The sequence below is a fragment of the Falsiroseomonas oryzae genome, from assembly GCF_027856955.1.
GTDB lineage: Bacteria > Pseudomonadota > Alphaproteobacteria > Acetobacterales > Acetobacteraceae > Falsiroseomonas > Falsiroseomonas oryzae.
Map to the genome: position 1 here is coordinate 1 of NZ_JAPSMD010000070.1, position 18120 is coordinate 18120.

Genomic DNA, 18120 nt, shown 5'->3' on the forward strand with positions numbered 1-18120 from the left:
GGCCACCAGCACGGGGTCGGGCGGGCCGAACACCAGCAGCCGGAACCCGTCGCCGAGGCTCGCCAGCAGCCAGCCCGGCCGGCCCTGCTGCAGCACCGGCGCGTCGGGCGCCGGCGTGCCGGGCAGCGCGCCGCCCTGCCAGGCGCCGAAGTCGGGCGCGTTCAGCGGGCTGTGCAGATAGGGCGTCGGGTGCGAGAGCCGGCCGGAATTCACCAGCGGCCGCGCGAAGGCGTGCCGCGCCGCCAGTTGCAGCACCGCGTCGCGGTAGCCGCGCGCGGCATCGGTCTTGGGCGTGATGAAATCCGTGCTGCGGGTGGAGTTCAGGATGTTCTCGTCGGTCGCCGGCAGGCGCTCCGCGTCGTAGCTGTCGAGCAGCGCCTCCGGCGCGCGGCCGGCCAGCACGAAGGCCAGCTTCCAGGCCAGGTTGTCGGCGTCCTGCACGCCGGCATTGCCGCCGCGCGCGCCGAAGGGGCTCACCTGGTGCGCGGCGTCGCCGGCGAAGATCACGCGGCCATGGCGGAACCGCTCCAGCCGCCGGCAGCGGAAGGTGTAGACGCTGACCCATTCCAGCTCGAAGGGCACATGCGCGCCCAGCATGGCCTGCACGCGCGGGATCACCTTTTCGGGCCGCTTCTCCTCCTCCGGGTCGGCGTCCCAGCCCAGCTGGAAGTCGATGCGCCAGACATCGTCGGGCTGCTTGTGCAGCAGCACGGACTGGCCGGGATGGAAGGGCGGGTCGAACCAGAACCAGCGCTCGGTCGGGAAGGCGACGTCGCCCCCAAGGGACTTCGGAATGACCACGTCGGCGATCAGGAAGCGGTCGCGGAAGACCTGGCCGGTGAAGGGCAGGCCCATGCTCTCGCGGATGAAGCTGCGCGCGCCGTCGCAGGCCAGCAGCCAGTCCGCATGCAGCGCGTAGCCGCCATCCGGCGTGTCCACGATCAGCGTCACGCCCTCCGCATCGGCGACGACGCGGCTGACGCGGTGCTTCCAGCGCAACTCCACCCCGGCGGCGACGCAGGCCTCCACCAGCCATTCCTCGGCATAGTACTGCTGCAGGTTCACGAAGGCGGGGTAGCCATGCCCTTCCTCCGGCAGCAGGTCGAAGGCGTAGGCCTCCCGGTCGCCGTGGAAGACGCGGCCGGTCTTCCAGGTGATGCCCTTGTCCAGGAAGCGCTGGCCCAGGCCGAGCCGGCCGAAGATCTCCAGCGTGCGCTTGGCGAAGCAGATGGCGCGCGACCCGAAGGAGACGGTGTCGTCCTCGTCCAGCACCACCACCGCCACGCCGTGCCGCGCCAGGTCGAGCGCGAGCGTCAACCCCACCAGCCCGCCGCCGGCGACCACCACCGGCCGGCGTTCCGTCGCGCCGGGGATCGGCGCGGCGGGGTAGCGCGGATTTGCGTAGGTGGAGGGCATCTCAGCCCCGCACCTCCGCGCTCTTCATCGCCGTGCCCTTCTCCAGCGCCTGCCACATCTCGATGTCGCGCTCGGCGGTCCAGATGCGCGGATGGTCCAGGCCCTTTGCCTCGTCATAGGCGCGGGTGACGTTGAAGGGCATGCAGTGCTCGAAGATCACCCAGGACCCGTATTTCGGCCGCATGAAGCCCATCGCGTCGTCGTAGATGCCCTTCAGGTCCCAGCCCTTCTCCACGCCCTGCTTCACGCGCCCGAACAGGTCGGAGGTGAAGGCGCGCGTGCCGGCGATCGCCTCGGCGCATTCGGCCTTCGACATCAGCGCGCGGCCGCGGCCCGGCACCATCTTCTCCGGCCCGAGCGCACTGATGGCGTCCAGCGTCGCCGGCCAGTCGGCGAAATGCGCGTCGCCGCAATAGGGCGTGGCGCCGAATTCCACGGTGTCGCCGGCGAACAGCACCTTCTCCTTCGGCAGCCAGACCACCGTGTCGCCCGCGGTGTGGCTGCGGCCGATGTGGATCACCTGCGCCTCGCGCTCCCCGAGCCAGAGCGTCATCTTCCTGTGGAAGGTATGGGTCGGCCAGGTGAGGCCGGGGATCGTCTCCTTGCCGCGGAACAGCCGCGGGAAGCGGCCGATCTCGCTGTCCATGTCCTGCCGCCCGCGCTCCACGATCAGGTCGCGCGTGGCGTCGGAGGCGATGACGGCGGGCCTGCCATAACCCGCGACGCCCAGCACACGCACCGCGTGGTAGTGGCTGAGCACCACCTGGGTGACGGACCGGTCGGTCACGCCGCGGATGCGGGCGATCACGTCCTGCGCCATGGCCGGGGTCGCCTGCGCATCCACCACCACCACCCCGTCCGGCCCGACGATCACGCCGGAATTCGGGTCGCCTTCCGCCGTATAGGCATAGAGGCCGGGGCCGAGCTCGTCGAAGGAGACGTTCTTCTCGGCAAGGTCGTTGGTCGAGGCGAATCCGGACATGGCGCTTCCCCGTGCTTCCGGCGCAAAGGTGGCATGCCCGCCGACCGGGGCAAGCAGGGAAGCCGGTGGCCGCCACGGTTCCGCGCGGAGTCGTCGTTCCGGCACGATGGAAGATTAAGCAGAATCACATTTCATCCCGCCCGCAGCCGGCCTAGGTTTGTCCGCGTCGGAAGGCTTCCGCGGCGGCGGGTCCGGCATCGTATTGGGGAAGAATCGTCGGACATGAGCCGTAGCACAGCGACCTTGACGCCGCTTCCTGGCGCCTGCGCGGCCTGCGCCGTGCGCCCTTTCGCGCTGTTCCGGGTGATCCCGCAGGCACGCGTCGGGGAGATCGCGAAGGTGCGGTCCGGCGTGCGCCTGGTCCGCGCCGGGGAGGCGATCCGTGACAGCGTTTTCACGCTGTACGCCGGTTGGGCCTTCAGCTGGACCGCGACACCGGATGGGCGCCGGCAGATCCTGGACTTCCACCTGCCCGGCGACCTGGTCGAGCGGACCGAGGACGGCGCGGAGGTGGAGGCGCTGACCGACGCCTCCTTCTGCATCCTGTCGCGCGACCGGCTCTGCGAGTTCATGGGCCGCGACCCAGGCCTGGCGCTGTCCTACGCCGAGGGCCTGACGCGCGACCGCGCCCGCCTGCGGGAGAGGCTGACCAGCCTGGGCCGGCGCGACGCGGTGGGCCGCGTGGCGCACCTGCTGCTGGAAGTGCATGGCCGGCTGCAGCGCCGCGGCGGCGGCGATGCCCGCGGCGGCCCCGTGCCCTTGAAGCAGGCCCACATCGCCGACGCTCTCGGCCTGTCCGTGGAGCATGCGAACCGCGCGCTGGCCGTGCTGCGCAAGGACGGGATCGCGACCCTGCACAAGGGCCGGCTGGACATCCTGGATCGCGAGGCGATGGAGGAGGTGGCCGGCTGGGACGGCCCCCCGGCGGTGGAGCCGCTGGCACCGCGCAGCGTCGCCTCCTGACCCACTTCGCGGGCCACGGCCGGTTGCGCTAGCCTCAGGCGCCTGACACCGGAGAGAGAAACCCCGATGCGTCGCCGCACCCTGCTTGCCGCGCTTCTAGCGCTGGTCGCGGCGGCGCCGGCCGCGGCGCAGTCCGGCGATCCCTCCTTCAACCTGGTCAACCGCAGCAGCCAGCCGATCAACGAGATCTACGTCTCCCCGGTGACCGAGCGGAACTGGGGGCATGACTGGCTCGGCGCCGACGTTCTGCCGGCCGGGCGCAGCTTCCCCGTCCGCATCCCCCCCACCGCCGGCTGCCAGCACGACGTGCGGGTGGTCTACGCCGATGGCCAGCCGGAGGAGCGGCGCAACCTGAACACCTGCGCCATCTCCGAGCTGGTGTTCGGCACGGCGGCGCCGGCGACGCGGGGCATCGTCCCCTCGCCCGGCAGCGCCGGCGGCAACCCGTCCTTCAACCTGGTGAACCACGGCCGGCTGCCGCTGCGCGAGGTCTATGTCTCCTCGGCGCGGGAGACGCATTGGGGCCAGCAGCGCCTGCCCCGCCCGCTGCAGCCGGGCGAGCACCTGGCCGTGCAGCTGCCGCTGAACGACTGCACCAATGACATTCGCGTGATCTGGATGGATGGAAGGGCCGAGGACCGCCGGCAGATCGATACCTGCCGGCTGGTCAACCTGGTGTTCCAGTAGCGCGCGGCAGCAAGCGTCGGTCGAGCAGGCCCCGATCCTGTTGACGCCGGGGGGCTACGCACGCCCCCCGGACCCCTGCGGGCCGCTGCGCGGCCTCGCTTCGCGCGGCTACGCCGCCCGGAGCGCCTTCCACACCACTTCCGGCGTCGCCGGCATGTCCACCGCGCGCCCGTCCAGCGCATCCACCAGCGCGTTGATCACCGCCGGCGGCGAGCCGACCGCGCCGGCCTCGCCCGCGCCCTTCACGCCCAGCGGGTTCGTCTGGCAGTCCACCTCGATCAGGTCCACGTCGATGTCCGGCAGGTCCTCCGCTCGCGGCAGCGCGTAGTCCATGAAGCTGGCCGACAGCAGTTGGCCGCTGTCGCCGTCATAGGCGGTGCGCTCGAACAGCGCCTGGCCGACGCCCTGCGCGACGCCGCCATGCACCTGGCCGCGCACGATCAGCGGGTTCAGCGCATGGCCGACATCGTCCACCACGATGTAGCGCGGCACGGTGACGATGCCGGTGTCCGGGTCCACCTCCACCTCCGCGACGTGGCAGCCATTGGGGAAGGTGTGGCTGTCGATCTTCGCCGTCTCCATCGCGTCCAGCAGGATGGTGGACTGGCCCGCCGCCACGCGCTTCCGCTGCGCCGCGGCCAGTTCCAGGATGCCAACGCCGCGGTCCGTACCAGCCACGGCGAAGCGGCCGGCCTTCGACACGAACTCAATGTCCGCCACCGCGGCTTCCAGATGCTCCGCCGCGGCCTGCTTGCCCTTCTCGACCACGCTGGCGGTGGTGACGAGGATCGCCTGGCCTTCGGAATAGAGGCTGCGCGCGCCGCCCGTGCCGCCGCCATCCGGCAGCGATTCGGAATCGCCCTGCTGCACGCGGATCTTCTCCAGCGGGATGCCGAGCTCGTGGCTGGTCAGCATGGCATAGGCGGTCTCATGCCCCTGCCCGGTGCTCTGGGTGCCGACATAGACATCCACCATGCCGTCCTCGGCGAAGACCACCTTGGCGTTCTCGGTCGGGCCGCCGCCCGTCGCCTCCAGGTAGTAGGCCAGCCCGATGCCGCGCCGCTTGCCGCGCTTCGCCGCCTCCGCGCGCCGTGCCTCGAAGCCGGCCCAGTCCATCCGCTGCATCGCGCTGTCCAGCAGGCGCGCGAATTCGCCGCTGTCGTAGCGCTGGCCCATCGCGCTGACATAGGGCATGGCGGAGGGCGGCACGATGTTGCGCTTGCGCAGCTCGACCCGGTCGATCTTCAGCTCGCGCGCGGCGGTGTCGATCAGCCGCTCCACCAGGTAGTTGCTCTCCGGCCGGCCGGCGCCGCGATAGGCGTCCACCGGCACGGTGTGGGTCAGCACGCCCAGAACGTTGACGTGGATCGCCTGGAAGCCGTAGACGCTGGCCAGCACCTTGGTGCCCGCGCCGGTCGGGATGAAGGGCGCGTAGTTGCTGAGATAGGCGCCCATATTCGCCCAGTTCTTCGTGCGCAGCGCCAGGAACTTCCCGTTCGCGTCCAGCGCCAGCTCGCCGATGGTGATGTTGTCGCGGCCATGCGTGTCGGAGAGGAAGGCCTCCGTCCGCTCGCTCGCCCACTTCACCGGGCGGCCGACCCGCTTCGCCGCGAAGCAGACCAGCACATGCTCGGGGTAGAGGAAGAGCTTCATGCCGAAGCCGCCGCCGACATCCGGCGTCAGCACGCGCACGCTCTCCTCCGGGATGTTGAAGACCTGCTTCGCCAGCATGCCGCGCACCTGCCAGGATCCCTGGGTGTTGGTGTGCAGCGTGAGGCGCTCGCCCTCCCACGCCGCCACGGCGGCGCGGGCTTCCATGCTGGCGACGACGACGCGGTTGTTCACCACGGTCAGCCGCGTGACATGCGCCGCGCGGGCGAAGGCGGCATCGGTCTTCGCGCGGTCGCCGGCTTCCCAGTCGAAGGCGATGTTGCCGGCGGCGCCGTCCCACACCGCCGGCGCGCCGGGCTGGTGCGCGGTGGCCAGGTCGGTCGCGGCCGGCAGCACGTCGTACTCGACCATCACCGCCTCCGCGCCGTCACGCGCGGCCTGCTGAGTCTCCGCCACCACGAAGGCGACGGGGTCGCCGACATGGCGCACGCGGTCCTCGGCCAGCGCCAGATGCGGCGTGTCCGCACGCGGGCTGCCGTCGCGGCTCTTCAGCGGGATCATGCAGGGCATGCCGCCCAGCCCCGCGGCGCGCAGGTCGGCCCCGGTGATCACGGCCAACACGCCAGGCACCGCAAGCGCGGCGGCGGTGTCGATCGCGGCGATCCGCGCATGCGCATGCGGGCTGCGCAGCACGACGCCATGGGCCTGCCCGGGCAGGCCGATGTCGTCGGTGTAGCGGCCCCGGCCGGTGAGCAGGCGCGGATCCTCGACGCGCCGCACAGACTGGCTCAACCCGAACTTCGCCATGGCTTCCGTCCCGCTCCCGATGTGGCCCCCATCATCTGACGGGTCCGGGCGGTTCGTGAAGGGGGCAACCCCGCCATCCCCCCGGGCGTTCGCCGCAGGACGAGAGGGAGACCAGAGATGCGCGCGATCCGTGCCGCCCTGGCGGCTGGCCTGCTGATGGGCGCCCCCGCCATGGCGCAGCCCGCGGCGCAGGCCGAGGCGGTGCGCACGCTGCGCGCCGCGGAGGACGAGCTGCGCGGCACGATCCGGCGGATGGACGAGGGCGGGCTGCCCGGATCCATGGCGATGTCGCGGCTGCGCCAGGCGCTGAACGAGGTCGAGCGCGCCATGCTGCGCCTGCCCGCCGAGTCCCGCCAGGGCGCCCCCTGGCAGACCGCCGTGAAGGAGGTCAGCGAGGCGCTGGCCGCGCTGCGTGACGAGAGCACCGACCCCGCGGCCGCCCGCGCCCAGGCCGGCGAGGCGCTGGGCACCCTGCCCGCCCTGCGCGGGGAGGAAACCGGGTCCGGCGGCGGCTGACGCCCTACTCCGCGGCCGGCCGCTTCCCGTCGCGGGCGAACATCGCCTTGGTCTTCTCGCGCAGGGTCTGGAACACGACGTAGAGCATCGGGATCATGAAGATCCCGATCAACGAGGCCGCGAGCATGCCGCCGAACACCGGCGTGCCCACCGCCCGGCGCGAGGCGGAGGCGGCGCCGGTGGCGATGATCAGCGGCACCAAGCCCAGGATGAAGGCGACCGAGGTCATCATCACCGCGCGGAAGCGCAGCCGCGCGCCCATCACCGCCGCCTCCCGGATGGGCATCCCCGCCTCCCGCTGCTCCTTGGCGAATTCGACGATCAGGATGCCGTTCTTCGCCGCCAGCGCGATCAGCACCACCAGCCCGACCTGCGCATAGACGTCCAGCGCGAGTCCGGTGACGAAGAGCGCGACGAAGGACCCCAGCACGCCGACCGCGATGGACAGCAGCACGGGGATCGGGATCACCCAGCTTTCGTACAGCGCGACCAGGAACAGGTAGGCGAACAGCACCGCGAGCGCGAGGATGACGCCAGTCTGCCCGCTGGCCTGCTTCTCCTGGAAGGCGGTGCCGGTCCATTCGAAGCCGTAGCCCTGCGGCAGCACGCGGTCGGAGATCTCCTCCATCGCCGCCAGTGCGACGCCCGAGGAGACGCCAGGCGCCGGCGCGCCGTTGATCGAGACGGAGCGCACATTGTTGAACCGGTTGATGGTCTGCGGGCCCAGCACGATCCGCACGTCGGCCACCGAGCGCAGCGGCACCATCTCGCCCCGCGAGTTGCGCACATGGATCCGCCAGAGGTCGGGGATGTCGTCGCGGTCGATCGCCTCGCCCTGGATGTTCACCTGCCACGACCGGCCGTACAGGTTGAAGTCGTTGACGTAGAAGCCGCCCAGCGTGGTCTGCAGCGCGGTGAAGATGTCGCTGATGCGGATGCCCAGCGCCTGCGCCTTGTCGCGGTCCACGTCGAGGAACAGCGACGGCGTGTTGGCCGCGAAGGTGGAGAAGACGCGCGCCAGGCGCGGGTCCTGGTTGGCCGCGACCACCAGGCCCAGCATGGTGCTCGCCATCTCCTCGGGCGGGCGGCCTTCCAGGTTCTGCAGCTGGTACTGGAAGCCGGCGCCGGTGCCCAACCCGATGATGGGCGGGATGTTGAAGGCGAAGGTGTTCGCGGTCAGCACCTGCTGCGTCGCGCCGAACACCCGGCCGATCGCCGCGAAGACGGTCTCCTGCGCGCCCGGGCGGTCGGCGAAGGGCTTCATGCGCACCACGATGAAGGCGGCGTTGGACTGCGCGCCGTTGTCGATCAGGCTGAAGCCGACGATGGACAGGATCCGGTCCACGCCGGGCGTCGGCAGGATGATCTGCTCCACCTGCTCGACCGCGGCGCGGGTGCGCGACAGGCTGGCGCCCTGGGGCAGCTGCATCTGCACGAAGAAGGCGCCCTGGTCCTCCTCCGGCAGGAAGCCCTGGGGCGTGCGGTTCGACATCCACCAGGTGCCGCCCGCGAACAGCGCGGTCAGCAGCAGCGACACGGTGGAGATTCGTACCAGCCGCGCCACGACGTCGCCGTAGCGGTCGCGCACCCAGTCGATGCCGCGCATCACGGCGGCCAGCACGCCCTTGCGCGGCCCGTGGTGCGGCTTGAGGAACACGGCGCAGAGCGCCGGCGAGAGCGTCAGCGCGTTGATCGCCGAGATGATCATGGCGACCGAGACGGTCACCGCGAACTGCGCGAAGAGCACGCCCGACAGCCCGGGGATGAACCCCACCGGCACGAAGACCGACAGCAGCACCAGCGTGATCGCGATGATCGGCCCGGTGATCTGCGCCATCGCCTTCTTGGTGGCCTCGGCCGGGGTGAGGTCGGGCTCCTCCTCCATCACGCGCTCGACGTTCTCGACCACCACGATGGCGTCGTCCACCACGATGCCGATCGCCAGCACCATCGCCAGCAGCGACACGGTGTTGGCCGAGAAGCCGAGCACCAGCAGCACCGCGAAGGTGCCGATCAGGCTGACCGGCACGGCGATCACCGGGATGATGGTGGCCCGGATGTTGCCCAGGAACAGCAGCACCACGATGACCACCAGCACGAAGGCCTCGAGCAGGGTCTTGATCACCTCCTGCATGGTGTCCACGACGAAGGTCGAGGTGTCGTAGAACACCGTGGTGCGCAGCCCTTCCGGGAAGCGGCGCGCCAGATCGTCCAGCGTGCGCTGCAGGTTGGCCGCCGTGGTCACCGCATTGGCGCCAGGCGAGAGATAGGTGCCGAGCGTCACCGCCGGCCGGCCGTTCAGCCGGCTCTCGGTGTCCATCCGCGCCGCGCCCAGCTCGATCCGCGCCACGTCGCGCACCCGCAGCAGCGACCCGTCGCGGCTGGCGCGGATGACGATGTTGCCGAATTCCTCCGCCGTGGTCAGGCGGCCCTGGGTCTGGAGGTTGATCTGGTACTGCTGGTCGTTGGAGATCGGCTGCGCGCCGATCCGCCCGACCGCCGCCTGCACGTTCTGCGCCTGGATCGCGGTGATCACGTCGGACGGCGTCAGGTTCAGGCTGATCAGCCGGTCCACCTCGAACCAGATGCGCATGGAGTAGTCCATCGCGCCGAAGATCGAGACGGAGCCGATGCCCGGCACGCGCGCCAGGCGGTCCAGCATGTTGATGGTGATGTAGTTGGAGATGAACAGCCCGTCATGCGCGGGGTTCTCGCTGGTCACCGCGATGAACTGCAGCACGGCGGAGGACTGCTTGCGCACCGTCACGCCGGCGCGCTGCACTTCCTGCGGCAGGCGGGCCAGCGCGGATTGCACGCGGTTGTTGACGTTCACCGTCGCGATGTCGGGATTGGTGCCCAGCGCGAAGGAGACGGAGAGGCTGTAGGTGCCGTCGTTCGCGCTGTTGGAGGACATGTAGATCATGCCCTCCACGCCGTTCACCGCGCTCTCGATCACCTGGGCCACGGTGGATTCGACCACGGCAGCGGAGGCGCCGGGATAGGTCGTGGTGACCGAGACCTGCGGCGGCACGATGTCCGGGAACTGGGCCACGGGGATGCGCAGCATCGCCAGCCCGCCGGCCAGCGTGAGCAGGATGGAGATGACGATCGCCAGCCGCGGGCGATCGACGAAGACGGCGGAGATCATTGGATGCCTGCGTACAGGAGATGCGCGGAGCGGTTCGCGCAGCGAACCGTCATGCGAGGAGCATGCCTGCGGCATGACGCCGCGAATGCGGCCCGCGGCCCATGCCGCGAAGCCAAGCGGCCGGAGGCCGCGCATCGTGCCGAAGGCACGCCTTCGGCGTGAGGCGTCTGAGGGTTCAAGATCCTATCCCCGCGGCGCCTGGCCGTCGGGGGCGGTGCGCACGGCGGGCGGGGCGGCCGGGTTCGGCTGCACCGGCTGGCCGGGGCGCACGCGCTGCACGCCCTCCGTCACCACCGTCTCGCCGCCTTCCAGGCCGCGCTCCACCACCACCTGGTCGGCGATGCTGCGGCCAAGCGTCACGCCGCGCCGCTCCGCCCGGTTGCCCTGGCCCAGCACGAACACGAAGTTGCCCTGCTGGTCCTGCAGCACCGCCGCGCGCGGGATCACCACCGAGGCGACCGGCTCCGCGCCCTCGACGAAGACGTTGACGAACATCCCGTCGATCAGCTGGCGCTCCGGCTCGCCGGTGGGCCCGGCCACGCTGCGCAGCGGGTTCGGCATGACGGCGCGGACCAGCAGCGTGTCGGTGTCGCGGTTCACCTGGGTGTCGATGAAGTCGATGCGGCCGGACTGGTTGAACAGCTCGCCATTCGCCAGGCGGATGCGCACCAGCACGGCGCTGGCGCCGCCCCGCCCCTCGAAGCGGTCCCGCAGCTCGATGCCCAGGCGCAGGCTGACCGGGAAGGACACGCGCATCGGGTCCTGGCTGACCAGCGTGGCGAGCGGGCCGGAATCGGGCCCCACCACCGCGCCGGGCGAGAAGTTCGACCGGCCGATCTTCCCCGCGAAGGGCGCCGAGATGACCGTGTAGCCGAGGTTGATCTGCGACACGCGCAGCTGCGCCTGCGCGCCCAGCAGCGTCGCCTGCGCCGAGCGCTGGGCCGCGGTCGCGTCGTCCACGCGGGCCTGGGTGCCGGCCTGGGTGCGCACCAGCTCGCGCGCGCGGGCCAGCTGGATGTTGGCGTTGCTCAGCTCGGCCTCGGCCGCGGCGACCTGCGCGGCGGCGCGCGCCACATCGGCCTCGAAGGGCGCCTCCTCCAGCCGGAACAGCTGCGCATTCGCCGCGACCTCCTGCCCTTCGCGGAACAGGCGCTCCTGCAGGAAGCCGGTGACGCGGGCGCGCAGGTCCACGCGGTCCACCGCCTCGACGCGGCCGACGAACTCGGTCGATTCGGTCACCGGACGCCGTTCGGCCGTGATGACGCCGACCGCGGGCGGGCCCTGCGGCCCGAACTGCGCCGCGGCGGGCAGCGCCGCCGCGAGAAGCGGCAGGGCCGCGAGAAGGACGCGTAGCTTCTGCATGATGCCGATCCAGGATTGTCACCATGGCAGCCCGGCCGGCGCCGCGGCGTCAAGCTTCAAGGCGATGACGGGTTGCGAGGGATTGCCGCGCCTATCCGGTCTGCCCGCTGCGCATCGCCTCGAATGCCTCGATCTCGTGCATCAGGGTCATGGTCAGCCCGATCTCGTCCAGACCGCGCAACAGGCAGTCGCGCGCGAAGGGCGGGATCGCGAAGCCGTGAACCGTGCCGTCGGGTGCCGTCAGCGTGCCGGCCTCCAGGTCCACGGAGATGTCGGCGCCCGGCCGCGCCAGCAGCTGCGCGCGCAGGTCGGCGCAGGCCGCCTCCGGCAGGCGTACCGGCAGCAGCCCGTTCTTGAGGGAATTGTTGAAGAAGATGTCGCCGAAGCTCTCCGCCACCACGCAGCGCACGCCCATCGCCAGCAGCGCATAGACCGCCGCCTCGCGCGAGGAGCCGACGCCGAAGTTGCGCTGCGCGACCAGGATGGCGGCGCGGTCGAAGGGCGCGCGGTTCAGCAGGAAATCGTCGCGCTTCGCCCCCTCCGGCGTGAAGCGCAGGTCGTGGAAGCCGTAGGTCGCGTAGCGCTCGTCGCGTGGCCGGCGCAGGTAGCGCGCGGGCAGGATCTGGTCGGTGTCCACATTGGACATCTCGAGCGGCGCCGCTACTGCGGTGAGGTTGACGAAGGGCTCAGGCATCAGACGCTCTCCGCCGACACCAGTCGCCCCGTGACCGCCGCGGCGGCGGCCGAGGCCGGCGAGACCAGGTGCGTGCGCGCGCCGCGCCCCTGGCGCCCCACGAAGTTGCGGTTGGAGGTGGAGGCGCAGCGCTCGCCCTCGCCGACGCTGTCGCCGTTCATGGAGACGCAGAGCGAGCAGGCGCTCTCCTCCCAGCTCGCCCCGGCCTCGGTGAAGATGCGGTCCAGCCCCTCGGCCTCCGCCGCGCGCTTCACGCCGGAGGAGCCGGGCGAGACCAGCATCGGCACGGCGATCCGCCGCCCCTTCAGCACGGACGCGGCGGCGCGCAGGTCCTCCAGCCGCGCATTGGTGCAGGAGCCCAGGAAGACGCGGTCCACCTTCACATCGGCGAGGCGCTCGCCGCCCTGGAGGCCCATGTACTCCAGGCTGCGCCGCCAGGCCCTGCGCCGTGCCTCGTCGGGCGCCTCCTCCGGCTTCGGCACGCGGGCGCTGAGCGGCACCGCCTCCTCCGGGCTGGTGCCCCAGGTGGCCATCGGGCCGATGCGCCCGGCATCCAGCCGCACCTCTGCGGCGAAGGCCGCGTCGTCGTCGCTGCGCAGGCCGGCGATGTCCACCGGCGTCGCGAAGGGCCGGCCGGCCAGCCAGGCCTGCGTCACCGCGTCGGGCGCCACCATGCCGGTGCGCGCGCCGGCCTCGATCGCCATGTTGCACAACGTCAGCCGCCCCTCCACCGACAGGGCACGCACCGCGGCGCCCGCGAACTCGATGGCGCCGCCCAGCGCGCCGCCGGTGCCGATCTCCGCGATCAGCGCCAGCGCCATGTCCTTGGCCGAGGCGCCTTGCGGTAGCGCGCCGTCGAAGGTCACGCGGATCTGCCGCGGCATGGACTGCCAGATGGTCTGGGTGGCGAAGACATGCGCCACCTCGCTCGCGCCGATGCCGAAGGCCAGTGCGCCGAGCGCGCCGTGGGAGGAGGTGTGGCTGTCGCCGCAGACCACCGTCATCCCCGGCAGCGTCAGGCCGAGCTCCGGCCCCGCCACATGCACGATGCCCTGCTGCGCATCGGCCAGCTCGAAGGCGCGGATGCCGGCGGCGCGCGCATTGCTCTCGAAGGTCTGGATGATGCCGCGGATCTCCGGGTCGGCGATGGCGGCGGTGTCGCGGGCGCGCGTGGGCGCATAATGGTCGCCGAAGCCAAAGGAGAGGTCGGGCCGGCGCACCTTCAGCCCGCGCGCGCGGAGCATGTTGAAGGCGTGGAAGCTGCCCTCGTGGAAGTAATGCCGGTCCACGTAGAGCAGGCAGAGCCCGTCGTCGCGCCGGTGCACGACATGGGCGTCCCAGATCTTCTCGAACAGCGTGCGGGGCATGGCGCCGGGAACCTGCGTCCGCGGCGGCTGGACCGCAAGGGTGGCTCACGGCAGGGTGCCGGCCATGTGGTTCGACCCGCCCCGGGCCATCCCGGCCAGCCTGCTCTCCCGCCTGCCCGACGCGCTGCGCCGGCCGCGCCCGTCAGCCTGGGCCCAGGCCAATCGCGGCGGGGCGCCGATCGACAGCTTCCTGGAAGGCCCGTGCTTCGACGCGGCGGGCAACCTGTTCTGCGTGGACATCCCGCATGGCCGCGTCTTCCGCGTGGCCGGCACCGCCTGGGAGGCGGTCGCGGAGTACGAGGGCTGGCCGAACGGCCTGGCCGCCCGCGGCGGGGAGCTGGTGGTGGCGGACTACCGCCACGGCCTTCTCGGTCTCGACCCGCGCGACGGCGCCATGGCGCCCATCCTGGAGACGGTGCTGTCCGAAGGCTTCAAGGGGCTGAACGACGTGGTCCTCCACCCCGACGGGTCCCTGCTCTTCACCGACCAGGGCCAGACCGGGCTGCAGGACCCGACCGGCCGCGTCTATCGCCTGCACCCGGATGGCCGGCTGGACCGGCTGCTGGCGAACGGGCCGAGCCCGAACGGCCTGGCGCTGAACCGCGGCGCGACGCATCTGCTGGTGGCGATGACCCGCAGCTGCGAGGTCTGGCGCTTCGCGCTCCGCCCCGACGCCGTGGTGGGCAAGGCCAATCTCTTCTTCCGGGTGCCCGCCGGCACCTCCGGTCCCGACGGCCTGGCGGTGGATGCGCATGACCGGCTGTGTGTCGCCAATCCCGGCCATGGCCAGGTCTGGGTGGTGGACCCGCATGGCGTCTGCACGCACCGCGTGGACTGCACCGGCTTCGGCCGCATGCCCACCAACTGCACCTTCGCCCCGGATGGCCGGACGCTGGTGATCAGCGAGAGCGAATCGGGCTGCCTGCTGGCGGCCGAGATCCCGCCGCCCTGAGGGGCTGCCGGAGCTCCGACACGGCGTCGCCTCCAGCATGCCGCGCTGGTCCCGCTCAGGGCCGCCACACGAGTCCGCCATGGCCCCAGATCGGCACCTGCCCAACCTGATCGGGTTGAAGGCCCACATCGCGCAGGTCCGCCGCGGACAGCCGTTCCGACCCGATCCTCGCCCGGATCACCCCTGTGGGCCGCAGGCGCCGAGCGAAGGCGAGCAGGTGCATCATGCCGCGGCGCAGGGCGGGCGAGCGGGTGCTCTCGGCCGGCATCGCGAGGCAGTCGCTGGCGAGGTTCAGACTCATTGGAGGCTCCCGAGGAAGGGCCGGTCGGCGGGCTGCCGTCCGTGAACCCACCATCGTCCCGAGCCCTCGCCCGCGTCCTGACCGCGCGCCGATGTCGCGCCGATGGCTGGCCTATGCTTTCCTGATGATGCATCGGGGCATCCGGAGCGCCATGGACGAGGCAAGGGGCGGACCGGCCCTGCGGATCGGCGGCGTCACGCTGGACACGGCGCGCGGCTGCCTGCGCGGTGCCGACGGCGCCGAGATCGCGCTGGCCCCCAAGCCCTTCGACCTGCTGGTGATGCTGGCCCGCAACCCCGGCCGGACACTGAGCAAGGACGCGCTGCTCGACGCCGTCTGGCCCGGTGTGCATGTCACGGAGGACAGCCTGTTCCAGGCGGTGCGCGAGGCCCGGCGCGCCATCGGCGACGAGGCCGGGCAGGTGCTGCGCTCGGTCCCCCGCCGCGGCTACCTGCTGGAGGTGGCTGCGCCTCCCGCTCCGGCGCCGCCGCCACCCCCGGCGCCGGCCATGGCGCCGCTCGACCGCCCGGCGCTCGCCGTGCTGCCCTTCGCCAATCTCAGCAGCGACGCCGAGCAGGAGTATTTCTCCGATGGCATCACCGACGAGCTGATCACCCAGCTCTCGCGCGCGCGCTGGTTCTACGTCATCGCGCGCAACTCGAGCTTCACCTACAAGGGCCGCGCCGTGGACCCCCGCCAGGTCGGACGCGACCTCGGCGTGCGCTACGTGCTGGAGGGCAGCGTGCGCCGCGCGGCGGGCCGGGTGCGCATCGCCTGCCAGCTCATTGATGCCGAGACCGGCCACCAGCTCTGGGGCGAGCGCTTCGACGGCGCTCTGGACGACATCTTCGAGCTGCAGGACCGGGTCGCCGAGGCCGTCGCCGGCGCGATCGAGCCGAGCCTGCAGCATGCGGAGATCCAGCGCGCGCAGGCCAAGCCGACCGGCAGCCTGACCGCCTATGACCTGCTGCTCCAGGCCATGTATTGGCAGCGCATCTTGACGATCGAGGGGAACCAGAAGGCGCTGCACCTGCTCCGCGCGGCCGTCCAACTCGATCCGGAATTCGCACTGGGCAAGGCGCAGTTGGCGAACATGACGGCCTTCATGACGGTGAACACCTGGGCCGACGAGGCGATCCAGGAGGAAGGCGCCCGGTGCGCGCGCGAGGCGGTCGCGAGCGGTCGGGACGATCCCCTCGCCCTTGCCCTGGCGGCCCACGCTCTCGCCTTCTATGGCGCCGATCATTCCGCTGCGCGGGCAGCAGCAGCGCGGGCCCAGGCGCTGAACCCAAACTCGGCCGTCATCGCCGCCTGTGCTGGATGGGTCTACAATTTCAACAGCGAGCCGCAGGTCGCGTTGGAGGCGTTCCAGCGAGCTCTCCGGCTCAGCCCGCTCGATCCCGCGATCGAGAGAACGTATGTGGGCGTTTCATCCGTCCATGTCGCATTCGGCGACTACGCGAGCGCGCTCGAATGGGCGGAGCGCTCGGTGCAGGTCGCACCGCTTCATTCGCCGGGCCATCGCTACGTCATCATCGCGAACTGGCTGCTGGGCCGCGAGGATGCGGCCCGTGCGGCTGCGGCACGGATGCTTGCCATGTTCCCGGCCGCGCGCGTGCATATCCGCCGCTATCGCGACACCGCTTTCCGCGAGAAGCTCATCGCCGCGCTGGTCGCCGCAGGAATCCCCGAATAGCGCGCCCCGTCCGGCCGCGCTTGCAGCCGAGCAACTCGCCGCATCCCTGCCAAGACCATTCTTGCCCTCACCTGCGTTCACCCACCCTTCGGACCAGCCTCTGCAGCGCGCTTGACCGACGCAAACCCCTCCGCGCATCCTCAGACCGTAAACGGAACGCCGTTCTATAGAACAGAACACCGCAGGAGGCCCGCCCCATGCTCCGACGCAGCCTGCTCGCCGCCTCCGCGCTCCTCGCCACCCCGGCGCGCGCCCAGGACAATTGGCCCACCCGCCCCGTCCGCATGGTCATCCCCTACGCCGCCGGCGGCGCCACAGACGTGATCGGGCGTCTGGTGGCGGACCGGCTCTCCGCCCGCCTGCCGCAGCGCGTGGTGGTGGAGAACCGCACCGGCGCCGGCGGCTCCATCGGCGCGTCCAACGTCGCCAAGTCGCCGGCCGACGGGCACCACCTGCTGTTCCACAACATCGGCCATGCGGTCACCCGGCCGCTCTACCCGCAGCTGGACTACGACCCGGAGGCCGACCTCAAGGCCGTCACCATCGTGGCCGAGAGCCCGATGGTCCTGCTGGTGCCGCCGAACTCCCCGCACCGCTCCGTCGCCGACCTCGTCGCCTTCGCCAGGGCCAATCCGGAGCGCCTCACCTATGGCAGCACCGGCGGCGGCGGCGCGCTGCAGCTCGTGGCGCTGCTCTTCCTGCGCGCCGCCGGCATCCGCATGACGGAGGTGCCGTACCGCGGCGGCGCGCCCGCGGCGCTCGACCTCGCGAACGGCTCGCTCGACATGCTCTACGATGCCGGCCTGACGGGCTTCGCCCTGGCGCAGGGCGGGCGGGCGCGGGCGCTGGCCATCTCCGGCCCGCAGCGCAGCCCGGTGATGCCCGATGTCCCGACCATCGCGGAGCTCGGCTTCCCCGACGCCACCTTCATGGTCTGGCAGGTGATCCTGGCCCCCGCCGCCACGCCAGCGCCGCTGATGTCCCGCATCCAGCAGGAGGTCGCCGCGGTCCTGGCCGAGCCCGCCACGCGCAGCCGCCTGGCCGAGCTCGGCGCCGAGCGCCTGGTCGGCAACACTCCGGCCGAGGCGCAGGCCTTCGTCGCGCAGGAGATGGCGAAATGGGCCGTCATCCTGCGCGAGGCCGGCGTGCGGGCGGGATGATGCCGGACGGTCTGGCCGGGCATCAGGGCGGCGTCGCCGCGGTCGAGCGCGCGCTCGCCATCCTCGGCGCCTTCCGCGAGGGCGAGGCCGCGCTGAGCCTCGCGGAGCTCGCCGCGCGAACCGGCTTCTACAAATCCACCATCCTCCGCCTGCTCGGCACGCTCGAAGCCGCGCGCTGCGTGGAGCGCCAGCCCGATGCGCGCTGGGCGCTCGGCCCGATGCTGTTCCGCTTCGGCGCGCTCTATGCCCGCGCCCGGCCCGTGGACCGCCATCTGCCCGCCGCGCTGCGCGCCCTGGCCGAGGCGAGCGGCGAGACGGCGAGCTTCTGGGTGCGCCACGGCGAGGCGCGGCTCTGCCTCGCGCGCGTCCGCGCCGCCTCGCCGATCCGCGACGACCTCGCGGAAGGCGACCTGCTGCCCCTGCCGCAGGGTGCCGGCGGCCGCGTGCTGACCGCCCCC

General features: G+C 71.8%; 15 protein-coding genes. 7 read left to right on the forward strand and 8 right to left on the reverse strand.

All coding sequences use genetic code 11. The annotated features are described in order from the left end of the window. Together OZN99_RS09795 and OZN99_RS09800 are read right to left on the reverse strand one after the other, a co-directional pair. Positions 1–1416: FAD-dependent oxidoreductase (locus tag OZN99_RS09795; RefSeq protein WP_270935028.1), on the reverse strand; the 1416-nt coding region annotated here is incomplete at its 3' end. 1 nt (position 1417) lies between these two features. Further along, positions 1418–2398 (reverse strand): MBL fold metallo-hydrolase, encoded by a 981-nt coding sequence (locus OZN99_RS09800; protein WP_270935029.1) that lies wholly within the window; start codon positions 2396–2398, stop codon positions 1418–1420. A 222-nt stretch (positions 2399–2620) separates the two neighbouring features. On the opposite strand from OZN99_RS09800, the gene OZN99_RS09805 reads away from it, so the two are divergent. Then, entirely contained in the window at positions 2621–3361 is a 741-nt protein-coding gene (locus OZN99_RS09805) for a Crp/Fnr family transcriptional regulator (RefSeq protein ID WP_270935030.1), read from the forward strand. 66 nt (positions 3362–3427) lie between these two features. Then, positions 3428–4048, forward strand: coding sequence for a hypothetical protein (locus tag OZN99_RS09810; protein ID WP_270935031.1), 621 nt, complete (start codon positions 3428–3430; stop codon positions 4046–4048). A 108-nt stretch (positions 4049–4156) separates the two neighbouring features. Here the strand turns inward: OZN99_RS09810 and OZN99_RS09815 are convergent, their stop codons facing one another. Then, a complete protein-coding gene (locus tag OZN99_RS09815; RefSeq protein WP_270935032.1) occupies positions 4157–6466 on the reverse strand; it encodes a xanthine dehydrogenase family protein molybdopterin-binding subunit in 2310 nt (769 codons plus the stop codon). Positions 6467–6583: 117 nt separating this feature from the next. Here OZN99_RS09815 and OZN99_RS09820 point away from each other — a divergent pair, with 117 nt between their 5' ends. Further along, a complete protein-coding gene (locus OZN99_RS09820) occupies positions 6584–6982 on the forward strand; it encodes a hypothetical protein (protein WP_270935033.1) in 399 nt (132 codons plus the stop codon). A gap of 4 nt (positions 6983–6986) precedes the next feature. Here the strand turns inward: OZN99_RS09820 and OZN99_RS09825 are convergent, their stop codons facing one another. The 4 genes from OZN99_RS09825 to leuC form a co-directional block, all read right to left on the reverse strand. Then, positions 6987–10130, reverse strand: coding sequence for an efflux RND transporter permease subunit (locus OZN99_RS09825; protein ID WP_270935034.1), 3144 nt, complete (start codon positions 10128–10130; stop codon positions 6987–6989). Between the two features lie 183 nt (positions 10131–10313). Then, positions 10314–11492, reverse strand: a complete 1179-nt coding sequence (locus OZN99_RS09830) for an efflux RND transporter periplasmic adaptor subunit (protein ID WP_270935035.1) — start codon at positions 11490–11492, stop codon at positions 10314–10316. 91 nt (positions 11493–11583) lie between these two features. Next, positions 11584–12186 (reverse strand): 3-isopropylmalate dehydratase small subunit, encoded by a 603-nt coding sequence (leuD, locus tag OZN99_RS09835; RefSeq protein WP_270935036.1) that lies wholly within the window; start codon positions 12184–12186, stop codon positions 11584–11586. Next, positions 12186–13553 (reverse strand): 3-isopropylmalate dehydratase large subunit, encoded by a 1368-nt coding sequence (gene leuC / locus OZN99_RS09840; RefSeq protein WP_270935037.1) that lies wholly within the window; start codon positions 13551–13553, stop codon positions 12186–12188. Before leuC ends, leuD begins: the two co-directional genes overlap by 1 nt. A 40-nt stretch (positions 13554–13593) precedes the next feature. On the opposite strand from leuC, the gene OZN99_RS09845 reads away from it, so the two are divergent. Continuing rightward, a complete protein-coding gene (locus OZN99_RS09845) occupies positions 13594–14505 on the forward strand; it encodes an SMP-30/gluconolactonase/LRE family protein (protein WP_270935038.1) in 912 nt (303 codons plus the stop codon). Between the two features lie 55 nt (positions 14506–14560). On the opposite strand, the gene OZN99_RS09850 is transcribed toward OZN99_RS09845, so the two are convergent. Continuing rightward, entirely contained in the window at positions 14561–14806 is a 246-nt protein-coding gene (locus OZN99_RS09850; protein WP_270935039.1) for a hypothetical protein, read from the reverse strand. Between the two features lie 151 nt (positions 14807–14957). On the opposite strand from OZN99_RS09850, the gene OZN99_RS09855 reads away from it, so the two are divergent. The 3 genes from OZN99_RS09855 to OZN99_RS09865 all read left to right on the forward strand — a co-directional run. After that, on the forward strand, positions 14958–16502 hold the full coding sequence (locus OZN99_RS09855; RefSeq protein WP_270935040.1) for a winged helix-turn-helix domain-containing protein: 1545 nt from the start codon (positions 14958–14960) through the stop codon (positions 16500–16502). 197 nt (positions 16503–16699) lie between these two features. Next, entirely contained in the window at positions 16700–17662 is a 963-nt protein-coding gene (locus OZN99_RS09860; RefSeq protein WP_270935041.1) for a Bug family tripartite tricarboxylate transporter substrate binding protein, read from the forward strand. After that, the coding region (locus OZN99_RS09865) for a helix-turn-helix domain-containing protein (protein ID WP_270935042.1) at positions 17659–18120 on the forward strand (462 nt) is incomplete at its 3' end. The genes OZN99_RS09860 and OZN99_RS09865, both read left to right, overlap by 4 nt.

Excerpts from the sequence above, each read along its gene's own strand:
- OZN99_RS09800 (WP_270935029.1), bottom strand. The coding sequence starts at position 2,398 with ATGTCCGGATTCGCCTCGACCAACGACCTTGCCGAGAAGAACGTCTCC.
- OZN99_RS09805 (WP_270935030.1), top strand. The coding sequence starts at position 2,621 with ATGAGCCGTAGCACAGCGACCTTGACGCCGCTTCCTGGCGCCTGCGCG.
- OZN99_RS09810 (WP_270935031.1), top strand. The coding sequence starts at position 3,428 with ATGCGTCGCCGCACCCTGCTTGCCGCGCTTCTAGCGCTGGTCGCGGCG.
- OZN99_RS09815 (WP_270935032.1), bottom strand. The coding sequence starts at position 6,466 with ATGGCGAAGTTCGGGTTGAGCCAGTCTGTGCGGCGCGTCGAGGATCCG.
- OZN99_RS09820 (WP_270935033.1), top strand. The coding sequence starts at position 6,584 with ATGCGCGCGATCCGTGCCGCCCTGGCGGCTGGCCTGCTGATGGGCGCC.
- OZN99_RS09825 (WP_270935034.1), bottom strand. The coding sequence starts at position 10,130 with ATGATCTCCGCCGTCTTCGTCGATCGCCCGCGGCTGGCGATCGTCATC.
- OZN99_RS09830 (WP_270935035.1), bottom strand. The coding sequence starts at position 11,492 with ATGCAGAAGCTACGCGTCCTTCTCGCGGCCCTGCCGCTTCTCGCGGCG.
- leuD (WP_270935036.1), bottom strand. The coding sequence starts at position 12,186 with ATGCCTGAGCCCTTCGTCAACCTCACCGCAGTAGCGGCGCCGCTCGAG.
- leuC (WP_270935037.1), bottom strand. The coding sequence starts at position 13,553 with ATGCCCCGCACGCTGTTCGAGAAGATCTGGGACGCCCATGTCGTGCAC.
- OZN99_RS09850 (WP_270935039.1), bottom strand. The coding sequence starts at position 14,806 with ATGAGTCTGAACCTCGCCAGCGACTGCCTCGCGATGCCGGCCGAGAGC.
- OZN99_RS09855 (WP_270935040.1), top strand. The coding sequence starts at position 14,958 with ATGGACGAGGCAAGGGGCGGACCGGCCCTGCGGATCGGCGGCGTCACG.
- OZN99_RS09860 (WP_270935041.1), top strand. The coding sequence starts at position 16,700 with ATGCTCCGACGCAGCCTGCTCGCCGCCTCCGCGCTCCTCGCCACCCCG.